Origin of the sequence: Aeromonas sobria (assembly GCF_000820145.1) — a bacterium.
Taxonomy (GTDB): Bacteria; Pseudomonadota; Gammaproteobacteria; order Enterobacterales; family Aeromonadaceae; genus Aeromonas; species Aeromonas sobria.
This window is the reverse complement of record NZ_CDBW01000044.1, coordinates 176,210-189,909: the sequence shown is the minus strand read 5'-3', so window position 1 is coordinate 189,909 and position 13,700 is coordinate 176,210. Positions and strand designations below refer to the sequence as shown.

Annotated in this window: 14 protein-coding genes; 12 read left to right on the top strand and 2 right to left on the bottom strand. The window is 57.5% G+C overall.

Annotated elements, in window-relative coordinates:
• The first annotated feature begins 20 nt into the window (after positions 1 to 20).
• From lolA to serS, 3 genes are all read left to right on the top strand, one after another.
• Positions 21 to 629, top strand: coding sequence for an outer membrane lipoprotein periplasmic chaperone LolA (gene lolA / locus BN1135_RS19315; RefSeq protein WP_042024083.1), 609 nt, complete (start codon positions 21 to 23; stop codon positions 627 to 629).
• Between the two features lie 153 nt (positions 630 to 782).
• Positions 783 to 2,120 carry a replication-associated recombination protein A gene (locus BN1135_RS19310; RefSeq protein WP_139244992.1) on the top strand — a complete coding sequence of 446 codons (1,338 nt, stop codon included), beginning with the start codon at positions 783 to 785 and terminating at the stop codon, positions 2,118 to 2,120.
• A 307-nt stretch (positions 2,121 to 2,427) separates the two neighbouring features.
• Positions 2,428 to 3,723 carry a serine--tRNA ligase gene (gene serS / locus BN1135_RS19305; protein WP_042023985.1) on the top strand — a complete coding sequence of 432 codons (1,296 nt, stop codon included), beginning with the start codon at positions 2,428 to 2,430 and terminating at the stop codon, positions 3,721 to 3,723.
• A gap of 2 nt (positions 3,724 to 3,725) precedes the next feature.
• Here the strand turns inward: serS and BN1135_RS22275 are convergent, their stop codons facing one another.
• Positions 3,726 to 3,902, bottom strand: a complete 177-nt coding sequence (locus tag BN1135_RS22275) for a hypothetical protein (protein ID WP_157774535.1) — start codon at positions 3,900 to 3,902, stop codon at positions 3,726 to 3,728.
• An 8-nt stretch (positions 3,903 to 3,910) separates the two neighbouring features.
• Between BN1135_RS22275 and BN1135_RS19300 the strand changes: the two genes are divergently transcribed.
• The 9 genes from BN1135_RS19300 (at position 3,911) to BN1135_RS19260 (ending at position 12,051) form a co-directional block, all read left to right on the top strand.
• Positions 3,911 to 4,402, top strand: a complete 492-nt coding sequence (locus BN1135_RS19300; RefSeq protein ID WP_042023984.1) for a CvpA family protein — start codon at positions 3,911 to 3,913, stop codon at positions 4,400 to 4,402.
• Positions 4,403 to 4,420: 18 nt separating this feature from the next.
• Entirely contained in the window at positions 4,421 to 5,941 is a 1,521-nt protein-coding gene (gene purF, locus BN1135_RS19295; protein WP_042023983.1) for an amidophosphoribosyltransferase, read from the top strand.
• A gap of 201 nt (positions 5,942 to 6,142) precedes the next feature.
• Positions 6,143 to 6,901, top strand: coding sequence for a tRNA isopentenyl-2-thiomethyl-A-37 hydroxylase MiaE (gene miaE, locus BN1135_RS19290; protein WP_042023981.1), 759 nt, complete (start codon positions 6,143 to 6,145; stop codon positions 6,899 to 6,901).
• A gap of 302 nt (positions 6,902 to 7,203) precedes the next feature.
• Complete coding sequence (gene adk, locus BN1135_RS19285) at positions 7,204 to 7,848, top strand: adenylate kinase (RefSeq protein ID WP_042023979.1); 645 nt, start codon at positions 7,204 to 7,206, stop codon at positions 7,846 to 7,848.
• Positions 7,849 to 7,947: 99 nt separating this feature from the next.
• Positions 7,948 to 8,922, top strand: a complete 975-nt coding sequence (hemH, locus tag BN1135_RS19280; RefSeq protein WP_042023975.1) for a ferrochelatase — start codon at positions 7,948 to 7,950, stop codon at positions 8,920 to 8,922.
• A gap of 29 nt (positions 8,923 to 8,951) precedes the next feature.
• Positions 8,952 to 9,344, top strand: a complete 393-nt coding sequence (locus BN1135_RS19275; protein ID WP_042023966.1) for an MAPEG family protein — start codon at positions 8,952 to 8,954, stop codon at positions 9,342 to 9,344.
• A 186-nt stretch (positions 9,345 to 9,530) separates the two neighbouring features.
• Positions 9,531 to 10,835: an inosine/guanosine kinase gene (locus BN1135_RS19270; RefSeq protein WP_042023960.1), complete on the top strand. Its 1,305-nt coding sequence runs from the start codon at positions 9,531 to 9,533 to the stop codon at positions 10,833 to 10,835.
• A 180-nt stretch (positions 10,836 to 11,015) separates the two neighbouring features.
• The gene (locus BN1135_RS19265; RefSeq protein WP_042023959.1) at positions 11,016 to 11,378 is read left to right on the top strand and encodes a DUF2750 domain-containing protein; all 363 of its coding nucleotides are present in this window, start codon (positions 11,016 to 11,018) and stop codon (positions 11,376 to 11,378) included.
• A 178-nt stretch (positions 11,379 to 11,556) separates the two neighbouring features.
• Entirely contained in the window at positions 11,557 to 12,051 is a 495-nt protein-coding gene (locus BN1135_RS19260) for a hypothetical protein (protein WP_042023958.1), read from the top strand.
• Here BN1135_RS19260 and BN1135_RS19255 read toward each other — a convergent pair.
• A complete protein-coding gene (locus BN1135_RS19255) occupies positions 12,014 to 13,654 on the bottom strand; it encodes an EAL domain-containing protein (RefSeq protein WP_042023957.1) in 1,641 nt (546 codons plus the stop codon). The two genes, BN1135_RS19260 and BN1135_RS19255, sit on opposite strands and share 38 nt — an antisense overlap.
• Positions 13,655 to 13,700 lie beyond the last annotated feature (46 nt).

Here is a 13,700-nt window from a genome sequence, read left to right as displayed (position 1 = left end):
GCGTCTTTATGAAGAGCGTGATGAAAAAACAACTGTTGATGGGTACCGTGCTGCTGATGGCCAGTAGCCAGGTGTGGGCCGATGCGGCCAGCGACCTCAAGCAAAAGCTGGCAGATGTCAGCCTCTTCTCAGCCAAGTTTGCCCAGACCGTCTATGACAGCAAGGGCAAGGAGCTGCAAAAGGCCAGCGGCGATCTGCTGGTGCAGCGTCCCAATCGTTTCAACTGGCACACCACCTCGCCGGACGAAAGCCTGATCGTGGCCGATGGTCAGGATGTGTGGGTCTATGATCCCTTCGTCGAGCAGGTTACCGCCCTCAAGCTGAAGGATGCGGTACTCAATACCCCCTTCATTCTGATCGCCGGTAATGACGACAAGTTTTGGAAGAACTATGACGTGACCCAGCAAGGGGATGTCTATACCGTCACCAGCCGTAACAAGGACGAGCTGATCGCCTCCTTCCGCGTCACCTTCGATCGGGCCAACAACATCAGCCGCTTCGATGTGAAAGAGGCGCAAGGGCAGTGGAGCGAATTCACCCTGAGCAGTTTCAACCGCAAGCCGGTGCTCAAGGGCAACGAATTTGTGTTCAAGATCCCGAAGGGGGTTGAGCTGGACGACCAGCGCTAATGAGCTTGCGGTCGTTGGATTGCTCGCCACTGCGTCTGCCAAAGGCGGGTGGCGTGACGCTGGGTGGTCAATGCAGATGAGCAACCTCTTATTGGATTTCTCGTCGGACCGTTTTTCCATGGCGGTATCCGTGATACTGAACGGTCAATACAAATGAGCAACTTGTCGCTGGATTTCTCATCGGACTTTCGTCCGCTGGCGGCCCGGATGCGGCCGCAAAACCTCGACCAGTATATCGGTCAGCAACATATCCTGGGGGCTGACAAGCCCCTGCGCAAAGCGATCCTGGCGGGGCACTGCCACTCGATGATCCTGTGGGGGCCGCCCGGCACCGGCAAGACCACCCTGGCGGAGCTGATGGCCCATTACTGCCAAGCGGAAGTGGAGCGGCTCTCTGCGGTCACCTCCGGCATCAAGGAGATCCGCGCTGCCATCGACAAGGCGAAGGAGAACAGCTGGCGCGGGGTACGCACCATACTGTTCGTGGATGAAGTGCACCGCTTCAACAAGAGCCAGCAGGATGTGTTCCTGCCTCATATCGAAGATGGCACCATCACCTTTATCGGTGCCACCACTGAAAACCCCTCGTTCGAACTCAATAACGCACTGCTCTCCCGGGCTCGGGTCTATCTGCTCAAGCGGCTGGAAGAGCGCGACATCCTCGCCATGATCGATCAGGCGATGCAGGACCCCCGTGGTCTCAATGATCCGGCGCTTACCTTTGCCCCCGGCGTCAAAGAGGCGCTGGCCAAGGCGGTGGATGGGGACGGGCGCAAATCCCTCAACTATCTGGAGCTGTTGGCCGATATGGCCGAGCAAGATAGCAGCGGTCACAAGCAAATTGACAGTGCCCTGCTCGCCGCCGTGGTGGGGGAGCATGTGGCCCGCTTCGACAAGGGGGGGGATCACTTCTACGACCTCATCTCGGCGGTGCACAAGTCCATTCGTGGCTCGGCGCCGGATGCGGCGCTCTACTGGTATGCCCGCATGGTGAGCGCCGGTTGCGATCCGCTCTATATTGCCCGCCGCTTGCTGGCGATTGCCTCGGAAGATGTGGGCAATGCCGATCCGCGCGCCATGCAGGTGGCCCTGTCGGCCTGGGATTGCTTCCATCGGATCGGTCCGGCGGAAGGGGAGCGCGCCATCGCCCAGGCGATCGTCTATCTCGCCTGCGCGCCGAAGAGCAATGCGGTCTATACCGCCTGGAAGGCGGCACTTAATGATGCCAAAAACCTCCCTGACTTCGAGGTGCCGCCCCATCTTCGCAACGCACCCACCAAGCTGATGAGCGAGCTGGGCTACGGCGCCGAGTATCGCTATGCCCATGACGAACCGGGCGCCTATGCCGCGGGTGAGGACTATCTCCCACCAGAACTGGCTGGCAAGCAGTACTACCAGCCCACCGATCGCGGCCTTGAAAAGCAGATCGGCCAGAAGCTCGATTATCTTCATGAGCTGGATCGGCAGAGCCCGCAGCAACGGGGCAAATAGCCCCTTTGTTACCTCGCATGGCTGAAAATTGGTCAGGCGTTTGAATATGCAGGGCGGTGTGCGTGCCAACGTCGGTAAAAACGACACAAATAGTCCCTGTTCGGGCGGGGGGGCGGTCTGCTACACTGCCCATCCGACCCCGTTTGTCTTGGCCTTGCGCCATCTTCCTGATTTCGAAGGCCTGATTGTTAAGGCCCGATCCTGAAGACGATTGGGGTGCGCCAACCGATGTTAACTTCCGGATCTGTTTCCCAGCCCGTCATGATGACTCAGGCCCAGATCCCATTTTAAAAAAAGTAGGTAAACCATGCTGGATCCCAAATATCTGCGCAGCGATATCGAAGAGGCTGCCGCTCGTCTGGCGACACGTGGCTACGTTCTGGACGTAGTGGCTGTCAATGCTCTGGAAGAGAAACGCAAGGATCTGCAGTCCCGCACTCAGGAGCTGCAGGCCGAGCGCAACGCCCGCTCCAAATCCATCGGTGAAGCTGCCCGTCGTGGTGAAGATGTTGCCCCGCTCAAGGCTGAAGTGACCAAGATCAACGACGAGCTGGAGACCAGCAAGGTCGAGCTGGATGCCCTGCTGGCTCAACTGAAAGCCATTGCTGATGCGATCCCGAACCTGCCGAGCGAGACCACCCCGGTTGGCCGTGACGAGAATGACAACGTGGAAGCACGTCGCTGGGGTACCCCGCGCGAGTTCAGCTTCCCGGTACGCGACCATATCGATCTGGGCGAAGCGGCCAAGGGCGTTGACTTCAAGAATGGCGTCAAGCTCTCCGGTACCCGTTTCGTGGTGATGAAGGGTCAGATTGCCCGTCTGCACCGCGCCCTGGCCCAGTTCATGCTGGACTTGCACACCCTGCAGCACGGCTACACCGAGTGCTACGTGCCTTATCTGGTCAACCCGGACAGCCTCTATGGCACCGGTCAGTTGCCAAAATTTGCTCAAGACCTGTTTAACACCGGTATCGAGGGCGAAGGGGAAGAAGAGGGCAAGGTGCGCAAGTTCTCGCTGATCCCGACCTCTGAAGTACCGCTCACCAACATGGCCCGTGACGAGATTTTTGACGCGCAAGAGCTGCCGATCAAGATGACCGCTCACAGCCCCTGCTTCCGTTCTGAAGCCGGTTCCTACGGTCGTGATACCCGTGGCCTGATCCGTATGCACCAGTTCGACAAGGTCGAGATGGTTCAGCTGGTTCACCCGGAGCAATCCTGGGAAGCGCTGGAAGAGATGGTCGGCCACGCCGAGAAGGTACTGCAACTGCTGGAGCTGCCGTATCGCGTGATGGCGCTCTCCACTGGTGACATGGGCTTCTGCGCCTCCAAGACCTACGATCTGGAAGTGTGGCTGCCGGCCCAGAACACCTACCGCGAGATCTCCTCTGTCTCCAACTGCACCGACTTCCAGGCGCGCCGCATGCAGGCTCGCGTGCGCATCGACGGCAAGCCGCAGCTGCTGCACACCTTGAACGGTTCCGGTCTGGCGGTGGGTCGTACTCTGGTTGCCGTGATGGAGAACTACCAGCAGGAAGATGGCCGCATCGCCATCCCAGCTGCGCTGCAATCCTACATGGGTGGCCTGACCCACATCGGGTAAGCTCACGCTGCTGACCACAACGCCATGGCATTGCCATGGCGTTGTGCATTCTGGCGCCGGCCACCTGTTTTAGTGGTCAAAAAAATCGGCTGTTCGGCACCGCTTTGAACAGTTAACACAATTTTATCAAGCAATGCGCAATCGTTTTTGTTAGACTGCGCCGCAATTTCGCAGGACATCTTTTTCTATGGTCTGGATTGATTACACCATCATCGGCATCGTCGGTTTTTCTGCTCTCATCAGCCTGGTGCGCGGCTTCGTCAAGGAGGCCATGTCTCTTGTCACCTGGTTTATCGCCTTCTTTATTGCCAGCCATTTCTATCCCGATCTCGCCGTCTATTTCACTTCGTTCTCCGATGCCATGGTGCGCAATGGGCTGGCTATTGCGGCCTTGTTCGTCGCGACCCTGATCCTGGGGGGAGTGGTGAACTACGTAGTGGGGTTGCTGGTTGAAAAAACCGGGCTCTCTGGCACCGATCGGGTGCTGGGGGTCTGCTTCGGTGCAATTCGCGGGGTACTGATTGTCAGTGCCCTGTTGTTTTTTATGGATACCTTCACCAGCCTCTCCCAGAGCGACTGGTGGGTGGCGTCCAAACTGGTGCCGGAGTTCAAACCGGTGATCCAGTGGTTTTTCGGGTTCATGTTGAACTCATCAAGCTTTCTTCAACAGGTACAGTGACTTCGAGGTAGCAAAGACATGTGCGGTATTGTCGGTATAGTTGGCACCACCCCCGTCAATCAGGCCCTCTACGACGCCTTGACGGTGTTGCAGCACAGGGGACAGGATGCCGCCGGGATCGTGACCATTGATAGTGGAAACTTCCGGCAACGCAAGGCCAATGGCCTGGTGAAGGATGTGTTTGAAGTGCGTCATATGCAGCGTCTGCAGGGGAACATTGGCATAGGTCATGTCAGATACCCCACCGCAGGCAGTTCCAGTGCCGCGGAAGCCCAACCTTTTTATGTGAACTCTCCCTATGGCATGGTACTGGCCCATAACGGCAACCTCACCAACGCCAAGGATCTCAAAGAGCAGCAGTTCAAGGTTGCCCGCCGTCACATCAATACCACCTCTGATTCGGAAGTGTTGTTGAATGTGCTGGCCCACGAGCTGGATCTCTGCGACAAGATGGCTCTGCGTCCCGAAGATATCTTCGCTGCGGTGCGCAGAACCCATCAGCAGATCCGCGGCGCTTATGCGGTGGTCTCGCTGGTGATTGGTCATGGCCTGATTGGCTTTCGCGATCCCAACGGCATCCGCCCGCTGATCCTCGGTCGTCGTCAGGACGAGCAAGGGCATCTGGAGTACATGCTGGCCTCCGAGAGCGTGGCACTCGATGCCATCGGTTTCGAGACGGTGCGGGATATTGCACCGGGTGAAGCCATCTACATCACCGAGCAGGGCCAGCTCTTCTCCGAGCAGTGTGCGGAGAATCCGCAGATGAGTACCTGCATCTTCGAATATGTCTACTTTGCCCGTCCTGACTCGTGCATCGACAAGGTGTCAGTGTATGCCGCTCGTCTCAACATGGGTCGCAAGCTGGGTCAGAAGATTGCCCGCGAATGGGAAGATCTCGACGTCGATGTGGTTATCCCCATCCCCGAGACCTCCTGTGACGTGGCACTGGAAATAGCCCACACCCTCAACCTGCCATACCGTCAGGGCTTCGTGAAGAACCGCTACATCGGCCGTACCTTCATCATGCCGGGCCAGACCCAGCGCAAGAAGTCGGTACGTCGCAAGCTCAATGCCATTGGTTCCGAATTCAAGGGCAAGAAGGTATTGCTGGTGGATGACTCCATCGTCCGTGGTACCACCTCCGAGCAGATCATCCAGATGGCCCGTGAAGCGGGTGCCGCCAAGGTCTACTTCGCCTCGGCAGCGCCGGAGATCCGTTTCCCCAACGTCTACGGTATCGACATGCCCACCGCCAACGAGCTGATCGCCCATGGCCGTGAAGTGGAAGAGGTGTGCGCGCTGATTGGTGCCGACGGCCTGATTTTCCAGGATCTGGAAGATCTGGAAGAGGCGGTGCGAGAGCTCAACCCGGATCTGCGCCACTTTGAGACATCGGTGTTCAACGGCCATTACGTCACCTCCGACGTGGACCAATCCTATCTGGATCACCTCAATGCCCTGCGCAACGATGACACCAAAGCGGTGCGCGAATGGCAGGAAGGCACCAGCAATCTGGAAATTTTTAACGAAGGCAGTTAAACGTTTTCGCTGGCGGTGCTTGAGATGAGATGGGGGCGAAGGCCCCCATTGTTATGTCTGCTCGAGGGGGATGGCAAAAGTAGTGCGCATGAGATTGAAAAGTAAGCACTTATTTTGCTGGATATGGGCATGTCAGGCAGGATCCGTTAGCATAGGGGCCAACCTGTATGACCGATACGCTTTTAACCGACGAGAGTTGTGATGGACGATCTGCTAGCCCCTGTGCGCCAGTTTCTGCAGTGCGAGACCCCGGATGAGTGGGTCGAGATAGCGCGGGATCCGGCCCGTTTGCCGACCCTGCTCATCGATCACGCCAACTGCGAGACCAAGGCCGCGCTCACCGCCCACAGTCTGGTGCGCCGCTACTGCCTGCCCAAGGGCAAGCGTCATCTGCTGCCCAAACTGGAGTTCTATCGCGAGCTGGATGCCATCCCGGAGAAGGCCGAAATCCTGGGCAAACGCAGCATGGGGGAGTCTGATCGCACCGTCTTTGCCGAGCTGGAACGCAACCCGCTGCTGTTTCCCATGGTGCGGCTCATTCAGGAGGAGCTGCATCATTTCGAGCAGGTGCTGGAGATCATGCAGGCCCGCGGCATCGAATACGGGCCGGTGACGGCCTCCCGTTATGCCCGCCAATTGATGCAGCATGTGCGCACCCATGAACCGGCCACCATTGTCGACAAGATGATCATCGGCGCCTACATCGAGGCTCGCTCCTGCGAGCGGTTTGCCAAGCTGGCCCCCCATCTGGATGAAGAGCTGAGCCGCTTCTATATCTCTTTACTGCGCTCCGAGGCGCGCCACTATCAGGATTACCTGAACCTGGCCGAACAGTATGCGGGGGAGGATATCAGCGAGCGGGTGGCGTTCTTTGGCAAACTCGAAGCCGAGCTTATCTGCTCACCGGATCCGCAGTTCCGGTTCCATAGCGGCCTCCCTGTCATATCTGACAGTTGTTGACGCACAGTGGGCAAACTACGATTGCCCTGTTCCTACTACGAGCGACAAGTAGTTATTTTTGAGCGCAATTCCCGGCCCTGAGCCGGGATTTTTTTATCGCTAGCCTGCTGACAGGCAATTTGCTCACTCTGCGTAAACCCTCATTATTTTTGCGCATCTTCCTTACGGTGAAATCCTGTTCGGTCAGCGGGCAATAATGGTGAGAAACTGCTCACTCAGGCGGCTCGAGCTTGTAGAAACGGGCGAAACCGTGTACTTTTTTGCCTTCGCAATATTTGAATAACCAATCAATAGGAGCGTGTATGCGCATTGTTCTGTTGGGGGCTCCGGGCGCCGGCAAAGGTACTCAGGCTCAGTTCATCATGGAAAACCACGGTATTCCCCAGATCTCCACCGGCGACATGCTGCGTGCAGCAATCAAGGCGGGCACCGAGCTGGGTCTGAAAGCCAAAGCTGTGATGGACGCAGGTCAGCTGGTCTCTGACGACATTATCATTGGTCTGGTCAAAGAGCGTATTGCTCAAGCAGATTGCGTGAAAGGCTTCCTGTTGGACGGTTTCCCGCGCACCATTCCCCAGGCGCAAGCCATGAAGGATGCCGGTGTAGTGGTTGATTTCGTGCTGGAGTTTGCGGTGCCGGACGAAGAGATCGTCAAGCGCATGAGCGGCCGTCGCGTTCACTCCGGCTCCGGCCGTACCTACCACGTGGTGTTCAACCCGCCGAAAGTGGAAGGCAAGGATGACGTGACCGGCGAAGATCTGGTGATCCGCGCCGACGACGAAGAGACCACAGTGCGCAAGCGTCTGGATGTATACCATCAGCAGACCGCGCCGCTGATCGGTTTCTACGGCAAAGAGGCTGAAGCAGGCCACACCCGTTACGTCAAGATCGACGGCACCCAGCCGGTTGATCTGGTCAGCAAGCAGCTTGCCACCATTCTGGGCTGATCTTTGCTGTCGGTACAGCGTCTCTGTGCCATCAGGTAAATGAAGAAAAGGCCCCCTCGGGGCCTTTTTTGGTTCATGACAGATAGACAGGAAGCCAATGTGACCACGAAAACCGGAATATTGCTGGTCAATCTGGGTACCCCAGCCGCGCCGACCACTGCCGCCGTCAAAGCGTTCCTCAGCCAGTTCCTGCACGATCCCCGTGTGGTGGACTTGCCCCGTTACCTCTGGTGCCCGCTGCTGCACTTCATCATCTTGCCGACGCGCTCGCCCAAAGTGGCCAAGCTCTATCAGCAGGTGTGGACCGAGCAGGGCTCACCGCTGATGGTGATCAGCAAGCAGCAGCGCACCGCGCTGGAGCAGGAGCTCAAGCGGGAAGGGCTCGAGGTGCCGGTGGAGCTGGCCATGACCTATGGCTCCCCGTCAGTGAATGATGGCTGGCAAGCACTCAAGGCCAAGGGGGTCAACCGGGTGATCCTGTTGCCGCTCTATCCGCAATATTCGGTCAGCACCACGGCGTCGGTGTTTGATGCGTGGGGGCGGGCGATGAAGCAAGAGCGCAATCTGCCGGTGGTGCGGCTGATCCGTGATTATCACGCTCATCCCGAATACATTCAGGCGCTGGCCATGAGTGTGCGCCGTCACTGGGAACAGCACGGCCAGGGCGAGCACCTGCTGATGTCATTCCACGGTATTCCCGAGCGTTATGAGAACGAAGGCGACCCTTATGGCCACCAGTGCCGCAGTACTGCAGCCCTGCTGGCCGAGGCGCTCGGGCTGGCGGCGGGGCAATGGACAGCCAGCTTCCAGTCCCGCTTTGGCAAGGAGGAGTGGCTCAAGCCTTACACCGATGTGACCATCGAAGGGTTGCCAGCGAGCGGGATCAAGCGGCTCGATGTGATCTGCCCTGCGTTTTCTGCTGATTGCCTGGAAACCCTGGAAGAGATCCAGGTGCAGAACCGGGAGATTTTCATGGAAGCGGGTGGCGAACAATTTGAATATATTCCGGCACTCAACAGCGATCAGGCCCATATCAGGATGATGGTCTCTCTGATCTGCCGCGAGCTGGCCTGAGTGCACCTTGTAATAGCAGGAGTGACAAGATGATCCATATCACGCTGATTTATGCAGGCCTGCTGGGGTTGCTGTTTTTGGGGCTCTCTTTTTGGGTGGTCAGACGCCGCGCCCAGTTCGGGGTGATGATAGGGCAGGGGGAGGCTCCCGAGCTGCTGGCGGCGATCCGTGCTCATGGCAACTTCGCCGAGTATGTACCGCTGACCCTGCTGCTGATGGCGCTGTGTGAGCTTGCCGGTGCGGATGCGCTCTGGTTGCATGCCGGCGGTGCCATGTTGCTGGTCGGCCGCATCCTCCATGCCATCGGTATCCAGATCCCGAAAGCGCCCAATGTCCCCCGTTTTCTGGGGACCTTGCTGTTTTGGCTCGCCCTCGGGCTTTTCTCGGTGCTGGCCCTGTTGCAAGGCGTTGTGGCAGCCTGAAAACCGATGCTTTTTTGTGCGTGAGAACCACCCCGTGCGGGGTGGTTTTTTTATGGTGAAAAGACAAACGTTTTCTCTGATAGCCCTTGGCTATACTGACCCCATAATTTAATCAGGGCGACTTTTCGGGGCGGCGGATTGTGTTAAAATCCCGCCCCTCTTTCCCCCAGAGCACAGAACATTGCCATGAAATTTCCCGGTCAGCGCAAGTCCAAACACTATTTCCCTGTCGACAGACGTGATCCGCTGGTATCGCACAATCCGCTGTTGACCGAATTGGGCAAAGCCTATGTGGTCGGGATCGATCAGACCCTGGTAGATATCGAAGCCCATGTGGATGAAGACTTTCTGACCCGTTATGGTTTGAGCAAAGGTCATTCTGTGGTGATCAAGGATGACGTGGCTGAACGGATTTATGATGAGCTCAAAGCCAACAATATGGTGGTGAGCGAGTTTGCCGGTGGCACCATCGGCAACACGGTTCACAACTACTCGGTGCTGGCGGATTCTCACTCCATCCTGCTGGGTGTGATGAGTCAGGATATTCGCATCGGCTGCTACGCCTACCGCTATCTGTGCAACACCTCTTCCCGCGTCAATCTCGACTATTTGCAGCCGGTCGATGGCCCCATCGGTCGCTGTTTTACCTTCATCACCGAGTGCGGTGAGCGCAGCTTTGGTATCAACGCCGGCAAGATGAACCAGCTGGATGTCAATCATATCCCTGCAGAGGTGATCAAAGGTGCTTCGGCCCTGGTGATCACCGCCTATCTGGTGCGTGGTGATGATGGTGATCCGATGAAAGAGGCCGCGATGGCCGCCGTTCGCCATGCTCGCGAGGCCGGGGTGCCGGTCATCTTGACCTTGGGTACCCGCTTTGTCATCGACGAAAACCCCCAGTGGTGGCGTGACTTCATTGCCGAGAACGTGACCGTGCTGGCGATGAACGAAGATGAAGGTGAGGCCCTTACCGGGATCAAAGATCCACTCGGTGCTGCCGACAAGGCGCTCGACTGGGCCGACATGGTGCTCTGCACCGCGGGCCCCATTGGCCTCTATATGGCGAGCTACACCGACGAAGATTACAAGCGCGAAACCACCCATACCCTGTTGCCTGGCGTTATCCCCGAGTTCAACATGTATGAGTTCAGCCGCCCGATGGCCCGCGCTAAGTGCCGCAAGCCTGCCCGGATCTACTCCCACATCTCCCCGTACATGGGTGGCCCGGAGAAGATCAAGAACACCAACGGGGCAGGGGATGGCGCCCTATCTGCCGTGCTGCACGACATGGTGGCAAACTCCTATCACCGGATGAATGTGCCCAACTCCGCCAAGCATATCTCCGAGTTCCTGACCTACTCCTCTTTGGCTCAGGTGTGCAAGTACGCCAACCGAGTCAGCTATGAAGTGCTGGCCCAGAGCAGCCCTCGTCTTTCTCGCGGCTTGCCGGAGAAAGAGGACAGCCTGGAAGAGGTTTACTGGGAGCGTTGATCCCGGGTTGTTATAACGCGCCTCCCCCGGGAGGCGCTTTTGCAGGCAAATGGCGGTTATCCCGGCTTTTTTCCATCAATAACCCCAATATGCTTGAGTCCATGTCACTTTTACGACACCATTTGGCCATCGTATTGTCGCCCGACAATGCCGCAGCACCCGAAAGAAAGAGAGAGCCCCATGAGCATGCTTAACGACAACCTTGACGCCAATTTCCAACTGTTTATCGAACAAGTCCGCGAGTCGGGTCAGGTGTGGGGTTTGCGCTATGGGGAAGACTGGGTCGTCTGCCGTTCCGCCGAATTTGAAGATGCTGACGTGATGCCGCTCTGGTCTGCCGAAGAAGATGCCCGTCTGCACTGTGTGGACGAGTGGGCTGACTATGAGCCGGAAGTGATCGAGCTGGAAGAGTTCCTTGATATCTGGATCAACGATCTGGATGAAGACGATGTACTGGTCGGCCCGAACTGGAACGCCGATCTGGAAGGCCAGGAGCTTGAACCCATCGAGCTGGCCAAGGCACTGGTAGAACTGAACGCCTGAAAGCACCTCCATTGATGGTCTGACAAGATAGGCCCATCCTTGGTTAAAGACCGGTATCTGCGAGGATACCGGTCTTTTTTATGGTCGATTGGGCCCAATGATGGCTTTAACGACGATTTGCCTTTGCACCTGCCTGGGGTATGGTCCATCATCAACCTTTTGCCAAAGGGGGCGCGCCATGTTTGTATTCGACGTAACAGGAGTGGCGGGAGGACGAGCCGAGATCCGGCTGCAGGCGCTTGACTGGGCGCAAGCCGGGCCTGTGACCTTCCAGTGTGACGACGATGAATTGGCGGTGATACTCTTGAGCGGCTGCCGTTGCGATGCGGTGGGATTTTTCAGTCTGCTGGCGGGCTGCAAGCCGCTGTATCTCGAGCAGTGGCTGAGCTATCTGCAGGAGAGCGGTCGTATCGGCAAGTGGAGCCACCAGACCGAGAGTCCGGCCGATACCCAATATCTGGCCCGAGCCGGTCTGGCGCATGATGAGCTCAATACCCTGTTGGGGCAGGTCTATCAGGTGGCGGGGTTCAACCGGTTGCAGATCAACCGTTACCTCAAAAACCGCCATAACCCCACCACGCTGGCGACCCGCTACGATCAGAAGGAGCTGGAACGTTACCGCCAGCTCAACGACATCATTCTGACTCTGTTGAAGTTGAAACATCCTCAGTAAACAGTCCGATCTGGCTGATATCCGGTCGCAACGGTTGCGGCCGGGCGATCAGATAGCCCTGCAAGCCATCCACATACATCCCCTGCAGCAGCTGCTTCTGGCCAAGCTGCTCTACTCCTTCTGCAATCACCTGGCATCCCATCCGGTGTGACACATCAACAATCATCCGCACGAACTGCTGATTGGTCTGATCCTGCTCCAGTCCGGTGATCAGGGCCGGATCCAGCTTGATATAGTCGGGTTTGAGTTCGCGAAACAGGGTGAAGGAGCCGATCCCCTTGCCGAAGTTGGCGATGGCCGAGCGACTGCCGTTGCGGCGCAGTAGCTCAAACACCCGCTTGGCACCGGTCAGGTTGCGCTCAAGGTTTTCTTCATCCAGTTCGAATACCAGATTGGCACTGGTGTTGGGATCCTTGATCAACTGGCGGTCGAGCCAGATCAAAAAGGCACTGTTTTGCAGCAGATTGGGGGAGAGGTTGATCCCCCAACGGCTCTGATTCGCACCAAAAGCTCGGTACTGACGCATGATGTGGGTAATGACCAGTTGTTCCAGTCGCATCACCAGATCGAGTCGCTGTGCCATGGCAAACAGGGTGTCAGTGGGCAGGGCTGTACCATCGTTACCACTGAAGCGAGTGTAGATCTCGTTGTAGGCCAGCATGCTGCGATGCAGTGGCTGGATCGGTTGATAGGTAAAGCTGAGGCGCTCCTGTGCCAGTACCTCGGTCAGCACTTCGCGCCAGTGATGTTGTCCCTGCAGGTCAGAAACATTGTCATCTTGCTGAATAGCCCAACCATTGATGGTCTCGGTCTGGGCGCGTGCCAGCGCCAGATCGGCTCTGGCCAGTACCGCTTCGATTTTCTGGCCGCTGTTGAGTTTGGTCAGCCCCGAGTAGGCTGTGCTCTCCAGTTCATGTTGATCCTGATAGTGATCGAAGGCCATCTTCAAATCCTGCCCCAGCAAATGGGGTGGGATATTGGCGACCGGCTGGACCAGCACTGCAAAGTCGGCCCCCGAGATGCGATAGACCTGATTGCCCGGGAAGCGGCTCACGACTCGCTTGATCAGGGTTGCCATGTCCTTGATGTAGGCATCACCGGACTGGAAGCCACGCTGGGCATTGATCTTGCCAAGCTCGGTGGCACGGATCAGCACCAGGGTGGCGGTCTGGGTATCCTGATCCCGCTGCAGCAGCTCGGTCATGTCACGGCGAAACGCATGGCGGTTGAGTAGCTGGGTCAGTTCGTCGGTGGTAGCCAGATTGCTCAGTTCGGTCAGTTGGCGATGGGCACTCTGTTCGGCACTGTCAAACTGCTCCAGCAGCTGTTGCAGCACCTCTTGTGAGGCGGGGTCATCGAGTTGTGCGGGATCCCGGCCCCTGATCGCCTTGACCCAGGTGAGCTCCTGATGCTGGAGCATGCCATCCATGGTGCGAATGGCCAGCATCAGCAGCAAGATCATGCCGAGCAGTGTGGTGGCCAGAATAATGGCCATGGTGAGCGGTGTGCTCTGAAGGGCCAACCAAACTGCTTGCAGGAGTAGCAGGGGTATGGTCACTATGATGGCGATCAGAAATAGGGGGCGTCCGAGCTTGTGAACCATCTTGTCATCCTTGAAGTGGCTGCTTTTATGGGGGAATTTTAACCAA

Excerpts from the sequence above, each read along its gene's own strand:
- lolA (WP_042024083.1), top strand. The coding sequence starts at position 21 with ATGAAAAAACAACTGTTGATGGGTACCGTGCTGCTGATGGCCAGTAGC.
- BN1135_RS19310 (WP_139244992.1), top strand. The coding sequence starts at position 783 with ATGAGCAACTTGTCGCTGGATTTCTCATCGGACTTTCGTCCGCTGGCG.
- serS (WP_042023985.1), top strand. The coding sequence starts at position 2,428 with ATGCTGGATCCCAAATATCTGCGCAGCGATATCGAAGAGGCTGCCGCT.
- BN1135_RS22275 (WP_157774535.1), bottom strand. The coding sequence starts at position 3,902 with ATGTCCTGCGAAATTGCGGCGCAGTCTAACAAAAACGATTGCGCATTG.
- BN1135_RS19300 (WP_042023984.1), top strand. The coding sequence starts at position 3,911 with ATGGTCTGGATTGATTACACCATCATCGGCATCGTCGGTTTTTCTGCT.
- purF (WP_042023983.1), top strand. The coding sequence starts at position 4,421 with ATGTGCGGTATTGTCGGTATAGTTGGCACCACCCCCGTCAATCAGGCC.
- miaE (WP_042023981.1), top strand. The coding sequence starts at position 6,143 with ATGGACGATCTGCTAGCCCCTGTGCGCCAGTTTCTGCAGTGCGAGACC.
- adk (WP_042023979.1), top strand. The coding sequence starts at position 7,204 with ATGCGCATTGTTCTGTTGGGGGCTCCGGGCGCCGGCAAAGGTACTCAG.
- BN1135_RS19275 (WP_042023966.1), top strand. The coding sequence starts at position 8,952 with ATGATCCATATCACGCTGATTTATGCAGGCCTGCTGGGGTTGCTGTTT.
- BN1135_RS19270 (WP_042023960.1), top strand. The coding sequence starts at position 9,531 with ATGAAATTTCCCGGTCAGCGCAAGTCCAAACACTATTTCCCTGTCGAC.
- BN1135_RS19265 (WP_042023959.1), top strand. The coding sequence starts at position 11,016 with ATGAGCATGCTTAACGACAACCTTGACGCCAATTTCCAACTGTTTATC.
- BN1135_RS19260 (WP_042023958.1), top strand. The coding sequence starts at position 11,557 with ATGTTTGTATTCGACGTAACAGGAGTGGCGGGAGGACGAGCCGAGATC.
- BN1135_RS19255 (WP_042023957.1), bottom strand. The coding sequence starts at position 13,654 with ATGGTTCACAAGCTCGGACGCCCCCTATTTCTGATCGCCATCATAGTG.